Source organism: Chryseobacterium lactis (assembly GCF_003815875.1).
Taxonomy (GTDB): Bacteria; Bacteroidota; Bacteroidia; order Flavobacteriales; family Weeksellaceae; genus Chryseobacterium; species Chryseobacterium lactis.
The window spans coordinates 2814197-2829392 of sequence record NZ_CP033924.1; the positions used below are offsets into that span (position 1 = coordinate 2814197).

The following is a 15196-nucleotide window of genomic DNA, read 5'->3' on the forward strand; positions in this document are numbered from 1 at the left end:
AGGCACAAAAAATTTATGAATTATTTTTTAACTTATACAGTGTACGTCCTCGTTTTATCCATATTAATGGGGATTTCAACATGGAAGTTGTTCAAAAAAATGGGGTACAGCCCTTTATTTGCATTTATACCTTTTTATAATTATTTCATTATTCTGAAAGAAACCAAACATCCTAAATGGTGGGCAATCTTGTCCTATCTCCCGATTGTAGGGCCAATTATGATGTCTGTTTTTCATCTTTATTTAATGAAAAAGTTCGGGAAGACTCTTTTCAAAGATCAGATTCTTACCGTGATTCTGCCATTTATTTATATGGCAACAGTGAACTATTCTAAAGATGTAGAGCTGGAAGATGAAAATGCCAACGAACTGTTTCTTACTGACGAAGAAAAAAATGCAAAAAAGAAAGATACCTTTTTGGGGTCTATTACCTTTGCCGTAGTATTTGCAACTATTATTCACGTTTTTGTAACCCAGCCGTTCGGGATTCCTACAGGTTCCATGGAAAGAACTTTACTGGTAGGTGATTTCCTTTTCGTAAACAAATGGAGCTATGGTTACAGACTTCCGATGCGTCCGCTGGCAATTCCTTTCCTTCAGGGAACAATTATGGATACGGGACAAAAAGGAAATCCGAAAGACGATCCTAAATCTTATGTAGATGGAGTTAAATTACCTTATACAAGAATTTTACAATTTAATAAGCCTCAGAAGAATGATGTAGTGGTGTTCAACTATCCTCAGGATTCCGTGCATACAGCTATCGACAGAAAGGATCCTTATGTAAAGAGATGTGTAGCTACAGCAGGAGACACATTTGAAATGAGAGCCGGAAGACTTTTCGTGAACGGTAAACCGGAAACTGTTTTAGGGGATCAGGAAGTACAGCACAGATATACGGTGACTACAGGAAGTCAATTGGATATTCCTGCATTATATAATACCTATGGATTTTTACCGGTACAGGAAGTACAGACCAATAATGGATACTTATATGGCTTCCAGGGATTGACTGATAAAACAGCGAAAGAGATTAAAGCTCTTCCTCAGGTAATTGACATGAAGGAAGAAGTTTCACCAAAAGGAGAAGCAGCTGTATATTATAGAGATGAAGCCAAAACAAAAATTGATACAACACAATCTATATTCCCGATCAACAAACCTTGGAACCAGGATTGGTATGGCCCACTAAGAATACCTAAAAAAGGAGATGTAGTAGCCATTAATGCTGAAACACTTCCAATGTACCAATGGGTTATTTCTGAGTACGAACACAATAGTTTAGAAAAGAAAGACGGGAAAATCTTTATCAATGGAAAAGAAGCGAATCAATATACCATCCAGCAAGACTATTATATGATGGTAGGGGATAACAGAGATGCTTCGTTAGATGCCAGATTTTTTGGTTTTGTTCCTGAAGAGAATATCGTTGGTAAACCAATGTTTACATGGATGAGCCTTCAGGGAGCATTCGCAGACAATAGCTCTACGTATCAGGCTCCGTTCAAAATCCGTTGGGAAAGAATGTTTAAAGCAACGAATACAGGAGAAGCCAACAAAACTTCTTACTGGTGGATTGCAGCAATGATTTTGATACTGTTCTTCGGATGGGAGTATTTCGTGAAACTATTCAGAAAGAAAAAAACTGAAGACGAATTATAGATAAAATTAAACTTAAAATAGAATGAAGTATTTGAAAAAATACTTCATTTTTGCATTATGAATATGAAGAATGTATTATTACCGGTTTTTTATATGCCCCCGGTTTCATGGTTTTCACCATTTTTAGATGCTGAAAACGAAATTGTATTTGAACAGTTTGAAAACTTTCCAAAACAGACCTATAGAAACAGAGCAAACATCTATGGAGCCAATGGAAAGCTATCTCTGATTATTCCTATGAATCATAACGGGAAAAGAGAATTTAAAGATATTGAGATTTCTTACAGTGAAGATTGGAGAATCCTTCATTGGAAATCAATTAAAACAGCCTATCAGAGTTCCCCTTATTTCGAATATTATGAAGATAAATTCAGAAAAATGTTCGATTTGAAAGAAAAGTTTCTTCTTGATTTTAACCTTAAAGGGTTAGATGTCATCCAACAAATACTGAAAACGGAAAAGGCACACTCTTTGAATGAAGAATATATCAAAAATCCTGAAAGTATTGATTTCAGAGAAAAATTTTCTGCAAAAAAACCTTCAGAATTTAAAATGGAGGAATATTATCAGACTTTCTCAGATAAGCTTGGGTTTTTGGAAGATTTGTCGGTGTTGGATCTTATTTGTAACAAAGGCCCCGAATCTCTTACTTATATAAAAAGTATTAAATTAAAATAATTTGGAAATTGCCACTGTTGCTTAGTATAAATAGATAAAGTTGGCAGTTTTGTTTCATCTTATAAAAATAAATATCAACATATGAAAAAGGTATTATTAGCTGCTGTTTTTTTAGCAGGTTTTAGTTTCTCTTATGCTCAGGAGTCTAAAGCAAAGAGCATTGATCCAAAAGAAGATAAAGATCTGATGACTTGGTATCATAAAGACTTTTCTACTACAAAAGTATATGGCGTAAATACCGCAAATGCATATAAATATCTTGAATCTAAAGGGTTGAAACCTAAAACAGTTGTTGTTGGGGTTTTAGATAGCGGAGTACAGGTAGACCACCCAGGTTTGGTTAATAATGTTTGGTCCAATCCAAATGAAATACCAGGTAATGGCAAAGATGATGATGGAAACGGATATATCGATGACGTACACGGATGGAACTTTATCGGTGGTAAAAACGGAGACATCGATATCGATAACATGGAGGTAACAAGAGTTGTTGCAAAATATAAACCTGTTTTCGAAGGAGATGATTCTGCAAAAAATAAGGCGAATCAGGCTAAAATGTCCGAGGAATTTGCAATGTACATGAAAGCTAAAGAGCTTTTTAATAAAAAAAGTATTGAGGCAAAACAAGGCCTTCAGACTTATACAATGATTAATGAGGTGATTCCTAATATGGTAAAATTATTAGGAGGAAAACCGGTAACTGCGGAAACAATTTCTGCTATTAAAGCTCCATCTGATCAAAAAGATGCGATTGCTTTGCAGGTTTTAGGGCAAGTATCACAAAGTCCGGAATTCAAAGGAAAGTCATCAGCTGATTTTGAAAAAGCGATTAAAGATCAGATGAAAGAAGCCATTGATTACTATACTCCTCAATCAAAACAATATGACTTAAGCTATGATCCGAGAAAAGAAATCGTAGGAGACAACTATGATGACTATTCTGAAAAAAATTACGGAAACAACCATTATGAAGGTCCGGATGCAGTACATGGGACTCATGTGGCAGGTATTATTGCAGGACTTCCTCAAGGAAAAGAAGTTCAGTATGGTGTCGCTTCTAAAGTAGCTAAAATCATGTCTGTAAGAACAGTTCCAAATGGGGATGAAAGAGATAAAGATGTTGCGAATGCGATCAGATATGCCGTAGATAACGGTGCGAAAGTATTGAATATGAGCTTTGGAAAACCTGTTTCGCCAGGTAAAAATGTGGTATGGGATGCATTCAAATATGCAGAAGATAAAGGAGTTCTTCTGGTAAAAGCAGCAGGTAATGAAAACGAAGATGTAGCAGAGCATTTGGCTTATCCTACCAACTTTAAAAACGTTACCGATGACAAACCATTTGTTACGAACGTTCTTGTAGTAGGAGCTAGCACCAATAAAAATGATGCTTTAAGAGCTGGATTCTCAAACTATAATAAAAAAATGGTTAATGTTTTCGCTCCGGGAGAAGAAATTTATTCTACAGTTCCTAAAAACGAATACAAATACCTTCAGGGAACCTCTATGGCATCACCGGTTGTTGCCGGAGGTGCAGCGGTATTGCTAGCCTATATGCCAAATCTTAAACCGTATCAGATCATTGAATCACTTGTGAAATCAAGCAATGCAAATGCAACAAACGGGTTTACAGATTATTCACAGGCAGGAGGAGTAATCGATTTGAAAAAGGCAGCAGAATATGCTTATACTCACTTCTATAACGGTAAAGCAGAAGCTTCAGGAAAAGTTAAGCCTTCGAAATCCACAAAAAAGGCTGTTAAAAAATAGGTTATCTTCCTGTGTTTAAGGAGAAACTATAGAAAGTCCGAATTTTTTCGGACTTTTTTATTTTTTATTTTCAATTTTGGCACGGTTTTTTGTAACTTTATTGTAACAAAATAATAAACAACAAAATGAAAAAGTTACTACTTGCAGGGATGTTAGGAACATCACTTTTTGCAGTGTCTTGTTCCTCGGTGAATAACGCAGCCACATCTCAGAATCAAAAGGCAGACTTTCTTAAAATGAAAGGTGACTGGCAGATTGTAAGCATAGATTACGATAAAGGATTTAAAATTAAACCTTTTGACGAAGGAGCAGATGCTCAGTGTTTTGTAGGAAGTCATTGGAGACTTATTCCTAATAACTGGACGGGCGCTTATACATTAAATGGAGGAGGAAGTTGTCCGGCAATTACACAGCCAATCAAATTTGAAGTAAAAGGCGGTAATACTTTTATGTTTAAAAAAGTGATGCAAGGCACGAAAGCTAAGCAAAATATCGCAGGTTATACTTTAACATTAATCAATCAGGCTCAAGATCAATTTTCACTTCAGCAGGATGTTCCTTTTGAAGGTGGAAATGTAAAAGTTGTTTACAACTTCGAAAGAACTGGAATGAAATAATTAATCAACATAAAAGATAAAAAAAATGAAATTTACTAAAACATATGTAGCAGCACTTTTCTTGTCATCAGCATTATTATTGACAAGTTGTGAGGCGGTTCAGAATTCAAATAACCAGCAAAGAGGTACTGCTGTAGGTGTAGCTTCAGGAGCTGTACTTGGAGGTATCCTTGGAAATAACGTAGGTAGAGGAGGAAATGGAGCGATTGGAGCGGTATTAGGCGGTATTATCGGTGGAGTTGCAGGTAACGTTATCGGTAACAAAATGGATAAGCAGGCTAAAGATATTAAAGAAACATTACCTGGAGCTCAGGTAGAAAGAGTAGGAGACGGTATTAAAGTTACAATGAACGAAAGTATTGTAAACTTTGCTTTTGATTCTTCAAACCTTACTTCTACTGCACAAACTAACTTAGATAAATTAGCTAAAGTATTAAATGATAACCCGGATACCAATATCAACATCTACGGGTATACAGACAGTGTAGGTAAAGATGCTTACAATATGGCGCTTTCTCAAAGAAGAGCGGATGCTGTAAAAGCATATTTAGTAGGAAAAGGACTTGCAGGTAGCAGAATGTACACGAAAGGTGAAGGTAAAAATATGCCGGTTGCAACCAATGATACTGACGAAGGAAGAGCTAAAAACAGAAGAGTTGAGTTCGCTATTACAGCCAATGAAAAAATGATTAATGATGCCAAGCAAGGGCAGTAATTAATTTAACATATAAATATTTTCGTAAAAGACCGCCCCGGCGGTTTTTTTTGTATTTTTATGCTGGAAATTTTGAATTTATTATTTTTGTATTTGAAATAACATAAATGAAGAAATATTTTAAGCTGCTCCGGGTGGAGCAATGGGTGAAAAACCTGTTTGTATTTGTCCCTCTATTTTTTTCTGGTAATATTACCAACTTAGATTTACTGACCAAAAGTATCTTTGCTTTTATCATCTTCTCGCTTGCTGCAAGTGTTGTTTATATTCTTAATGATTATAATGACATTGAAGCAGACAGGAAACATCCTGAGAAAAGAAGACGCCCGTTGGCGAGCGGAGCGATTTCAAAATCAAAAGCAATCGCAATTCTCATCGGATTGGTTATTGCAGATATTGCGCTGGTATTCTTTGCCCAATTGTATTTCCATGAGTTTTTATGGAAGTTTGCTACCATCATTGGTTTCTATGTGGTCATGAATCTTGCCTATACTTTCAGGCTGAAGCATGTTCCTATTATCGATATTTTTATCATTGCGATAGGATTTGTACTAAGAGTATTGGCGGGAGGTTACATTACCGGAATCAGTATTTCACAATGGGCTATCTTACTTACTTTTGTGCTGGCTTTGGTATTGGCAATAGGAAAGAGAAGAGGAGAACTTATCAACGCACAGGTTTCAGGAAAAACAAGAAAAGCGTTGGATGGATATAATGTTCAGTTTGCTGATATTGCTTTATCCATCTCTATCACGCTTGCTATAGTTTGCTATCTGATGTTTACTCTGTCACCCGAAGTTCAGGCAAGATTTCATGAAAGAGTATTTTACACAGTGGTTTTTGTTGTATTTGCGCTTTTAAGATACCTGCAGCAAACCTTAGTTTACAACAGAACCGAATCTCCTACCAAAATTGTTTACAGAGATCGGTACATACAGGTTACCTTATTACTTTGGGTTGCCGCATTTTTAATTCAAATTTACTTTAAAAAATGAAGCCAAATTTCACACAGAAAGTTACAAACTGGGGTAATTACCCGGTCGTAGAAAAGGAAATGAGATCGGAGGACAGCTTCAAAAAGATAAAAGAATTTGTACTCAATCACAACGAAATTATTGCAAGAGGAAATGGAAGATGCTACGGAGATGCTTCGTTGGGAGAAACTATATTTTCTACTAAAAAATTAAATAAATTCATAAGTTTTGACCGTTTGAACGGAATTATAGAGTGCGAATCAGGAGTATTGCTTTCTGATGTGCTTGAAATATCGGTTCAGCAAGGCTATTTTCTATATGTCACTCCCGGAACGAAATTTATTTCTGTTGGAGGAGCGATTGCTTCCGATGTTCATGGCAAAAATCATCATGCTGAAGGGTGTTTTTCGGAGTATGTGATTGAATTTAAATTAATGACTGAGAGTGGGGAAATTATTACCTGCTCCCGGGAAGAAAATGCAGAGAAGTTCTGGGCTACCATTGGTGGTATGGGGCTTACCGGAATTATTCTTACCGCAAAATTTAAGCTTAAAAATATTGAATCTGCATACATTCGTCAGGAAAGTATTAAAGCAGATAATCTTGATGAAATTTTCAGACTGTTTGAGGAAAGTGAAAGCTGGACGTATACGGTGGCCTGGATTGATTGTCTTCAGAAAGGTCAGAATATCGGAAGAAGTATTCTGATGAGAGGAGAACATGCTTTTCAACATGAACTTCCACAGAATTTAGGAAAAACACCTTTAAGGTTAAAGAAAAAATTACAACCTACAGTTCCTTTTTATTTTCCGGGATTTGTTTTGAATGCGTTGACAGTGAAGATTTTCAACTGGTTGTACTATAAAAAACAAGCCAAAAAGGAAGTAAAGAATTTTATAGATTACGAAACTTTCTTCTATCCGCTGGATGCTATTAATGACTGGAATAAAATCTACGGAAAATCGGGATTTATTCAATACCAGATGGTTATTCCCAAGGAAGCCGGAAAAGAAGGGATGAAAAGAATTCTTGAAACGATTGCCAAAAGTGGAAACGGATCGTTCCTGGCTGTTTTAAAACTTTTCGGGAAAAATAATCCTCAAGCGTACAATTCATTTCCGGTTGAAGGATATACATTGGCATTGGATTTTAAAGTGAATTCGAAATTAAAAAAGCTGGTAGATCAGCTTGATAGCATCGTTCAGGAATTTGGTGGCAGAATTTATCTTACCAAAGATAGCATGAGCAGATCGTCTCTGACGAATTACCTGAAAAATATTCAAAGTTCTAAATTTGTGTCTTTACAGCACAAAAGAATCATAAATAACAACTCATAATGATAGTTCTGGGAAGTACATCTGAAGTGGCACAGGCTTTTGTGGAAAAAGCACTTCAGGAAGGAGAAAAATTTGAAAAAATCTATCTTTTTACCTCAAATAAAGAAACCACTGAAAGGTTCGCAAGACATATTGATGTGAAATTTTTACAACAAGCGGAAGTCGTTGAACTCGATCTGACGAAAGAAATTGATTACAACAGATTTGATTATATCAATTCAAATGTATTATTTTGTGCCGTAGGATATTTGGGCGAAGGAACAGAAGAAGGTCTTTATGATAACAGGAATACAGAACGTATTATTGATATCAATTATTCGAAGCTGGTACCCGTGATGAATTATTTTGCGCAGAAATTTGAAAGCCGCAGATCAGGAACCATTATCGGACTTTCGTCGGTGGCAGGAGACAGAGGAAGACAAAGTAATTTTATTTATGGAAGTGCAAAGGCCGCTTTTACAGCATATCTGAGTGGGTTGAGAAACTATCTTTTTGACAAAAAAGTACATGTTCTTACCATAAAACCGGGATTTATGGCAACCAAAATGACAGAAGGCTTACCTTTAAATCCTAAATTAACTGCAACCCCAAAGCAAGCTGCTGCCTGCATTTACAAAGCTTTCAAAAAGCAAAAAAATGTGGCATATGTTTTGCCAATTTGGAATATTATCATGATGATTATCAGAAATATCCCTGAATTTATATTCAAAAAATTAAAGCTTTAAAAATGAAAAAATTGTATTGTTTTGATTTTGACGGAACCTTAACGTATAAGGATACAATGTTTATGTATCTCAAGTTTTACGATTCTACAAGATATCGGATACAATTTTTGAAACATGTTCCCCTCTTTATCTTATTAAAACTGAAGCTGGCTGAAACTGAAAAAGTGAAAAAAAGTTTCATCGGGTCGATTCTGAAAGGACAGACTCAGGAGAAAATTGAATTGAAGTCTAAACAGTTTTTTGAACATCATTATCCTAAAATTGTCAGGGAGAATGCATTAGACTTTATAAAAAATATCGATAGGAATAATACACAAAGCTTATTAGTTACTGCTTCACTCGATATCTGGGTTAAGCCCTTTGCCGAAGAATTAAAAATGCACCTCGTTTCTACACGGGCAGAGTTTAAGAACGGTGTTTTCACGGGAAACTTCGTGGGTAAAAATTGTAACGGGAAAGAAAAACTGGTAAGAATAAAAGAAGAAATCAACGATTCTAAGTACGATAAAATTATTGCATTTGGCGATACTTCAGGCGATCGGCCAATGTTGAAATGGGCAAATGAAGGACATTACCAATTTTTTCACTAATTTTGGGTGATAAAATTGTAGAAAATGAAAAGCCTGTTAACAGTATGTGCAGCAATTCTAATGAGTTGTGCAAGTACATCATCTCAAAAACCATCGGTTATGCAGAAAAATGCAGAACTTCTTGTGTCTCAGGGGCAGGGAGGAACAGAGGAAAGCGGCTTTAGAATCATTAAAGACGAAAAAGAATATCTTGCTGTTGCCAATAGTGGCTTTCAGCTTATAGAAGAAGGAAAAGATCCTGCATCCAATTATCCGAAATTTCCTAAAGACAAGAAAGTAGTTTTATACAATTTGGGCAGTTTCAGATCAGGAAGTCATAGTATTTCACAGATCAAGAGTGTATCCGTAAAAGACAATGTCCTGTATGTAGAAGTTCCGGCCGGACCACCCTCCGGTGGAATGGAAATTCAGGTGATTTCTAATCCCCGGTTTATGTTTGCCGTTCCTGCTGATTACCAATTTACCTCCGTACAATTAAAATATTCAAAATAATAATGGATAAAATATATTTAGATAATGCCGCAACCACTCCGCTTGCAGATGAAGTTATAGATGCAATGGTGGGCACGATGAAGATGAATTTCGGAAATCCGTCTTCAACCCATAGTTTTGGCCAGGAAGCAAAAATCCTTATTGAAAATGTAAGAAGACAGGTTGCAGACTATCTTCATGTAACTCCTGCTGAGATCATTTTCACTTCCTGTGGAACAGAATCAAACAATATGATCATTAAATCCTCTGTAGAACATCTTGGGGTAGAAAGGATCATCAGTTCTCCTTTGGAACATAAATGTGTTTCCGAAAGTATTTTGGATATGAAAAGCAGAAAGGGCGTAGAAGTAAACTACATCCGTCCCAATGAAAAAGGAGATATTGAACTTGATAAATTAGAAGAATTATTAAAAGCTTCAGATAAAAAAACATTGGTAAGCTTAATGCATGCCAATAACGAAATCGGAAATATTATCAATATTAAAAAGGTAGCCGAATTATGCAAGCAATACAAAGCGCTTTTCCATTCGGATACCGTACAGACCATGGCTCATATGAACCTTGATCTTTCTGATATTCCGGTGGATTTTGCTTCTTGCAGTGCTCATAAGTTTCATGGGCCTAAAGGTTCCGGTTTTGCTTTCATCAGAAAAGCAACAGGGTTAAAAGGAATTATTACCGGAGGACCACAGGAAAGAAGCTTAAGAGCAGGTACGGAAAATGTTGCCGGAATTGTAGGACTTGGAAAGGCATTAGAGCTTTCTCTGAATCATATGGAAGAATATACGAACCATATGCAGGAGATTAAAGACTATGCTATCGAAAGACTTTCTGCTGAAATTGAAGGAATAAAATTCAACGGACGTAGTGCTGAGAAGGAAAATAGTCTTTATACGGTATTAAGTGCTTTATTACCTTATAAAAATCCGTTAATCGGACTTCAGCTGGATATGAAAGGAATTGCTATTTCTCAGGGAAGCGCGTGCTCTTCGGGAGCTTCTAAACCTTCGATGGTGATGATGATGGTTCTTTCTGAAGATGAAATGGATCATTGTACGCCATTACGTATCTCTTTCAGCCATATGACGACAAAATCAGAGATTGATTCGTTGGTGGATGTGTTGAAAGAAATTTCAAAGGATTTTGCTATAGAAAAAACTAATGTTGAGCATAGATAGGCTTATGATGTAAAAATCGTAATTTTGAATACTCAAAAAGATTAAACGAGAATATAATATTAATTAAAATAAAAGAAACAAAAATGGCTTTAGAAATTACAGACAGCTCATTCCAGGATACAGTATTAAAATCAGACAAACCAGTATTGGTAGACTTCTGGGCAGTATGGTGCGGACCGTGTAGAACATTGGGACCAATCATCGAAGAAGTAGCTTCAGATTTTGAAGGAAAAGCAATAGTAGGAAAAGTAGATGTAGACAACAACCAGGAAATTTCTATGCAGTATGGTATCAGAAATATTCCTACAGTTCTTATTTTTAAGAACGGAGAAGTAGTAGATAAATTAGTAGGTGTAGCTCCAAAAGAGGTAATCGCTGAAAAATTAAGCGCTCACTTGTAAAAAAATAAGTTTGATAATGAATGCCTTCCAGTATTGGGAGGCATTTTTTCTAAAATAATTTGCAGATAACAAAAAAAGATGTAATTTTGCAACCACGAAAAAGAAACGACGTTCTTTAAAAAAATGATCCGGTAGTTCAGCTGGTTAGAATGCCGCCCTGTCACGGCGGAGGTCGCGGGTTCGAGTCCCGTCCGGATCGCATAAAGTTTATCAATTACTTTTAAAAAATTGAGATCCGGTAGTTCAGCTGGTTAGAATGCCGCCCTGTCACGGCGGAGGTCGCGGGTTCGAGTCCCGTCCGGATCGCAGAAGTTTTCTCAATTTCTTTTTAAAAAAAATTGATCCGGTAGTTCAGCTGGTTAGAATGCCGCCCTGTCACGGCGGAGGTCGCGGGTTCGAGTCCCGTCCGGATCGCAGAAGTTTTCTCAATTTCTTTTTAAAAAATTGATCCGGTAGTTCAGCTGGTTAGAATGCCGCCCTGTCACGGCGGAGGTCGCGGGTTCGAGTCCCGTCCGGATCGCAAAAGTTTTATCAATTACTTTTAAAAAAAATTGATCCGGTAGTTCAGCTGGTTAGAATGCCGCCCTGTCACGGCGGAGGTCGCGGGTTCGAGTCCCGTCCGGATCGCAAAAAGTCTTCTGTTTTCAGAAGACTTTTTTTGTTTTCCATGAGAGTGGGTATTTTGTATACTTCATGGATTATTGTTATTTTAGTAAGTAAACACCAAATAGATGTTGAAAAGAAAATTTATCCTGCTTGCCATACTTAAAACCTGGTTGTTCTCTACAATCATTTCTATGGTTTTTCTGATCATTTTTTTAAATCTTACTAAAGAAGTGAGAGAAACTCCCCGAAATTGTGATATGAGTGGCTTAGCCTATGTATTTGTGGTTTTTTGGATATTATTTCTCAGCTTAATTTCATTGAGTAGTATTTTATCTCTTTTAAAACAATTTCAAAACAGAATAGCAGTAGGGCTGTGTTGGTTTTTGTTACCTGTTATTGCCCTGTTTTCTTCCTTTTTTAAGGTTACAGACGGCACAATTGATATTCAAGGAAGTTTGGTCTTTATGATCATGAATCTACCGTGGTTTGCTTTGTGGATATTTTATTATTACCGTTTTAATTTTTTGCTTAAATAATACTTTTTTGTATTTTCAAAAAAAATTACTGCCGATGGGACAGTAATAGACAAAGATCAGCAATATGATGATCAGTTTTGATTCTTTTGAGCAGAATAGCAACTGCTGTTGAGTGCTGATCTTTAAAGCTACTTTAATTCGGTCGTTGTTATTAAATATTCTGTCTGAAAAAAGTTATTTACGATAAAAACTTCATTGGCAAAATTACTTTAGCCCTGACCGAATCATTTGTGAGCTTCTTTATATCATGGTTAGTTGATTACGTTGTAGATATTGCGTAGAGAGGCTGTTCAAAATATCTCTTAAACTTTATTTTTAGATTAAGATTTTGTCAACATCTCTTTAAAGGGTACAATCATGCAAACTTCTTTGCAAAAGTAAATGTCCGGAATTTGAAAAATACTACACTTTTGTGTAGATTTGTGTTGTTGAAGCAATAACTACACTTTTGGGTAGTCTATGGGCAAATATTAGAAGCATATGGAACAAATCGACAAGTTTTTTAATGATAAAAATGAGGTAAGTGGCGATGCTGCTATCGATTACAGTCAATCCGGGGATTATCTGGAGGCTGTAAAAGCACTTGCACGAACTACTTATCAGAGTTTGTACGTTATCAACTATCAAACCAGAGGGTTTGAGTATGTTTCAGACAATCCTCTTTTTCTATGTGGGAAGACTTCTGAAGAGGTTAAAGCATTAGGGTATGATTTTTATTTTCAAAATGTAAAGACTGCAGATGTAGAAATGCTGATTAAAATTAATGAGGCAGGATTTGAATTTTATGAAACAATTCCTGTACATGATAGAAAAATGTATTCTATTTCTTATGATTTTAATCTTATCAACGGGAAGAATATGGTTCTTATCAATCATAAACTTACTCCTATGTTTCTTACGGAGGAAGGGCAGGTTTGGAAGGCATTGTGTGTTGTTTCACTTTCCAATAACAGCTCTTCAGGCAATGTTGTAGTCAGCAAAGAAGGATCTGCCGATATCTGGAAATATGATCTGACAGAAAATAGTTGGCAGAAAAGTGAGAAAGTAAAGCTTTCTTCAAGAGAATATGAGATACTGAGCCTTTATGCCAGTGGCTTGACAATCAATGAAATTGCTACGAAACTTTTTATTACCGCTGATACCGTGAAATTCCACAGGAAAAAGCTTTTTGATAAAATTGGAGTCAACAATATTGCAGAGGCACTTTCGTATGCTAAAACAAATAAGTTGATTTAAATTATACACTTTATTACCGTTTTTTTACGGTATTTTTCACAATGCCTTTTGTGATTCAAATTTAGGTCTGATATTTGTACTGGGTAGCCAAACTAAATGACCTCTTTTATTTTATGAAGAACATATCTGTGAAAAAAACATTTTTATATGCTTGCTTAGGTGCAATATCTCTTGTTTCCTGTAAAAAGGAGATAGAAAAAATAAGCGACACTTTTAAAGATACTGTTTCTGCATCCAATATCCCGGAAGCAGAAAAAGACTCTGTAAAGAAAGATTCTGTGCCTGTGGTGAAAAAGGAATCTGCCCCACCGGTAATGCAGGAGAATGGTTTCTATAATGCTTTCGTTCTACCGAAAGATAAAAAAATGAGAGACTCCGTATATTCGGAATTCAGCAAAAAGTATAATGTTGAAGAACGTACTGCTATTCTGGCTTTAAACAGGCTGGATTCTAAAAGTAAATGGAACGCCGATACGTTGGTAGTTCCTGCAAAAATAGATACAACATTGATGGCATATTCACCATTCCCGATGCAGTTGGATGTATTAAGTGGGGTGAAAAAGTTTGTTATCTTCTCATATCCTATACAAGCTTATGCTGTGTACTCTAACGGTAGCCTTGTAAAATGGGGTCCGACAAGTATGGGGAAAAAAGCAGCTCAGACAACGAGAGGGCTTACTTTTGCCAACTGGAAAAAGAAATTGTCGATTTCTACGGTTAGCACCGAGTGGAAACTTCCGTATAATTTTAATATTCACAATATTGGCGGAATCGGATGGCATGAGTATACACTGCCAGGATATCCTGCATCGCATTCTTGTCTGAGATTGTTGAGAAAAGATGCACAATGGCTATATTCTTACGCTGACACATGGATTCTGAGTCCCGGTGGAGCGACGACAAAAGCAAGAGGTACCGCTGTTATGGTCTTTGGAGATTATAACTGGGGCGGAAGAAGACCCTGGAAAAAGCTTTTAGATGATCCGAATGCAAACAATATTTCAGTAGAAGAACTTACTAAGTTATTAGAACCGGATGTTCCTAAAATGTTGAAAGAACAGGCTAACAGAGAAAAAGTTGCCGATTCTATTAAAACAGCAAGAGCAATGGCTCCTCCTGTTCAAAATGAAAGAGTTGGAGACACATTGTCTAAATAATTTTCTTTTCAAACTGTAAAGTAGACTCTTCAGCAAACTTTCTAAGTTTTAGCATTTCATCTTTTCCTTTGTGTTGCCCGAATTGTGCGGCAAGATAAGTAAGAAGAATAAAAAATAACATAACAAAAGAAGCGCTCAATGCCCAAGGGTATTCGGCGCTTTTTATTTGTTTTTCTACATAATACATGGTGAAGAAAACCATCCAAAAAATTGAAAAGGAAAAATAGAGAAACATAAAAAAAGTCCAGACTGCAGAACTGGGACCAAATACTCCGCGAATTACCGTGTGATCATCCTCAATTTCTACTCTTAATGCAAGACGAGGCTTCCAGTAATTGTCATATTTTGTTTCTACAGAGATGGTAGCCACTTCTTTATTGATATTACCGGAGAATTCTTCTTTATGTTCTGCCAGATATTTTTTAAGATTTTCTGCGTACTCTTCCTTGGTAAGATGTGTAAACATTTTAAATCTTGGTCGCGTTCTTATTCTATCTAAAGTGGTTTCTTCAGTTTTCATCT

The 15196-nt window shown here is 36.2% G+C and carries 16 protein-coding genes and 5 tRNA genes; 20 read left to right on the forward strand and 1 reads right to left on the reverse strand.

The genetic code is table 11. The features are described 5' to 3' along the window. Window positions 1-15: 15 nt before the first annotated feature. From lepB to EG342_RS12640, 20 genes are all read left to right on the forward strand, one after another. The gene (gene lepB, locus EG342_RS12545) at window positions 16-1662 is read left to right on the forward strand and encodes a signal peptidase I (protein WP_103293530.1); all 1647 of its coding nucleotides are present in this window, start codon (window positions 16-18) and stop codon (window positions 1660-1662) included. Window positions 1663-1719: 57 nt separating this feature from the next. Continuing rightward, on the forward strand, window positions 1720-2340 hold the full coding sequence (locus tag EG342_RS12550) for a WbqC family protein (RefSeq protein WP_394338003.1): 621 nt from the start codon (window positions 1720-1722) through the stop codon (window positions 2338-2340). Between the two features lie 81 nt (window positions 2341-2421). Next, window positions 2422-4110 (forward strand): S8 family serine peptidase, encoded by a 1689-nt coding sequence (locus tag EG342_RS12555; RefSeq protein ID WP_103293529.1) that lies wholly within the window; start codon window positions 2422-2424, stop codon window positions 4108-4110. A 125-nt stretch (window positions 4111-4235) separates the two neighbouring features. Further along, window positions 4236-4727, forward strand: a complete 492-nt coding sequence (locus EG342_RS12560) for a lipocalin family protein (protein ID WP_103293528.1) — start codon at window positions 4236-4238, stop codon at window positions 4725-4727. 25 nt (window positions 4728-4752) lie between these two features. After that, window positions 4753-5442, forward strand: coding sequence for an OmpA family protein (locus EG342_RS12565; RefSeq protein ID WP_103293527.1), 690 nt, complete (start codon window positions 4753-4755; stop codon window positions 5440-5442). Between the two features lie 107 nt (window positions 5443-5549). Next, window positions 5550-6437: a decaprenyl-phosphate phosphoribosyltransferase gene (locus EG342_RS12570; RefSeq protein ID WP_103293526.1), complete on the forward strand. Its 888-nt coding sequence runs from the start codon at window positions 5550-5552 to the stop codon at window positions 6435-6437. After that, window positions 6434-7753, forward strand: coding sequence for an FAD-binding oxidoreductase (locus EG342_RS12575; protein WP_103293525.1), 1320 nt, complete (start codon window positions 6434-6436; stop codon window positions 7751-7753). Before EG342_RS12570 ends, EG342_RS12575 begins: the two co-directional genes overlap by 4 nt. Beyond that, window positions 7753-8478 (forward strand): SDR family NAD(P)-dependent oxidoreductase, encoded by a 726-nt coding sequence (locus tag EG342_RS12580; protein ID WP_103293524.1) that lies wholly within the window; start codon window positions 7753-7755, stop codon window positions 8476-8478. The genes EG342_RS12575 and EG342_RS12580 overlap by 1 nt, the downstream gene beginning before the upstream one ends. A gap of 2 nt (window positions 8479-8480) precedes the next feature. Beyond that, window positions 8481-9068 carry an HAD family hydrolase gene (locus EG342_RS12585; RefSeq protein WP_103293523.1) on the forward strand — a complete coding sequence of 196 codons (588 nt, stop codon included), beginning with the start codon at window positions 8481-8483 and terminating at the stop codon, window positions 9066-9068. Between the two features lie 24 nt (window positions 9069-9092). Beyond that, the gene (locus tag EG342_RS12590) at window positions 9093-9560 is read left to right on the forward strand and encodes a hypothetical protein (RefSeq protein ID WP_103293522.1); all 468 of its coding nucleotides are present in this window, start codon (window positions 9093-9095) and stop codon (window positions 9558-9560) included. 2 nt (window positions 9561-9562) lie between these two features. Then, window positions 9563-10738 carry a cysteine desulfurase family protein gene (locus EG342_RS12595; RefSeq protein ID WP_103293521.1) on the forward strand — a complete coding sequence of 392 codons (1176 nt, stop codon included), beginning with the start codon at window positions 9563-9565 and terminating at the stop codon, window positions 10736-10738. Window positions 10739-10821: 83 nt separating this feature from the next. After that, on the forward strand, window positions 10822-11139 hold the full coding sequence (gene trxA, locus EG342_RS12600; protein ID WP_047380983.1) for a thioredoxin: 318 nt from the start codon (window positions 10822-10824) through the stop codon (window positions 11137-11139). Between the two features lie 125 nt (window positions 11140-11264). Beyond that, a tRNA-Asp gene (locus EG342_RS12605) sits at window positions 11265-11338 on the forward strand. 33 nt (window positions 11339-11371) lie between these two features. Continuing rightward, window positions 11372-11445, forward strand: a tRNA-Asp gene (locus tag EG342_RS12610). A 34-nt stretch (window positions 11446-11479) separates the two neighbouring features. After that, window positions 11480-11553, forward strand: a tRNA-Asp gene (locus EG342_RS12615). Window positions 11554-11585: 32 nt separating this feature from the next. Further along, window positions 11586-11659 (forward strand) — tRNA-Asp (locus EG342_RS12620). A gap of 33 nt (window positions 11660-11692) precedes the next feature. After that, a tRNA-Asp gene (locus tag EG342_RS12625) sits at window positions 11693-11766 on the forward strand. Between the two features lie 170 nt (window positions 11767-11936). After that, window positions 11937-12281, forward strand: a complete 345-nt coding sequence (locus tag EG342_RS12630) for a hypothetical protein (protein WP_123868091.1) — start codon at window positions 11937-11939, stop codon at window positions 12279-12281. A 480-nt stretch (window positions 12282-12761) separates the two neighbouring features. Then, window positions 12762-13517, forward strand: a complete 756-nt coding sequence (locus EG342_RS12635) for a response regulator transcription factor (protein WP_103293519.1) — start codon at window positions 12762-12764, stop codon at window positions 13515-13517. Window positions 13518-13630: 113 nt separating this feature from the next. Further along, window positions 13631-14674: a L,D-transpeptidase gene (locus tag EG342_RS12640; protein ID WP_185126922.1), complete on the forward strand. Its 1044-nt coding sequence runs from the start codon at window positions 13631-13633 to the stop codon at window positions 14672-14674. Here EG342_RS12640 and EG342_RS12645 read toward each other — a convergent pair. Beyond that, complete coding sequence (locus tag EG342_RS12645) at window positions 14667-15194, reverse strand: hypothetical protein (protein WP_103293518.1); 528 nt, start codon at window positions 15192-15194, stop codon at window positions 14667-14669. The two genes, EG342_RS12640 and EG342_RS12645, sit on opposite strands and share 8 nt — an antisense overlap. Window positions 15195-15196 lie beyond the last annotated feature (2 nt).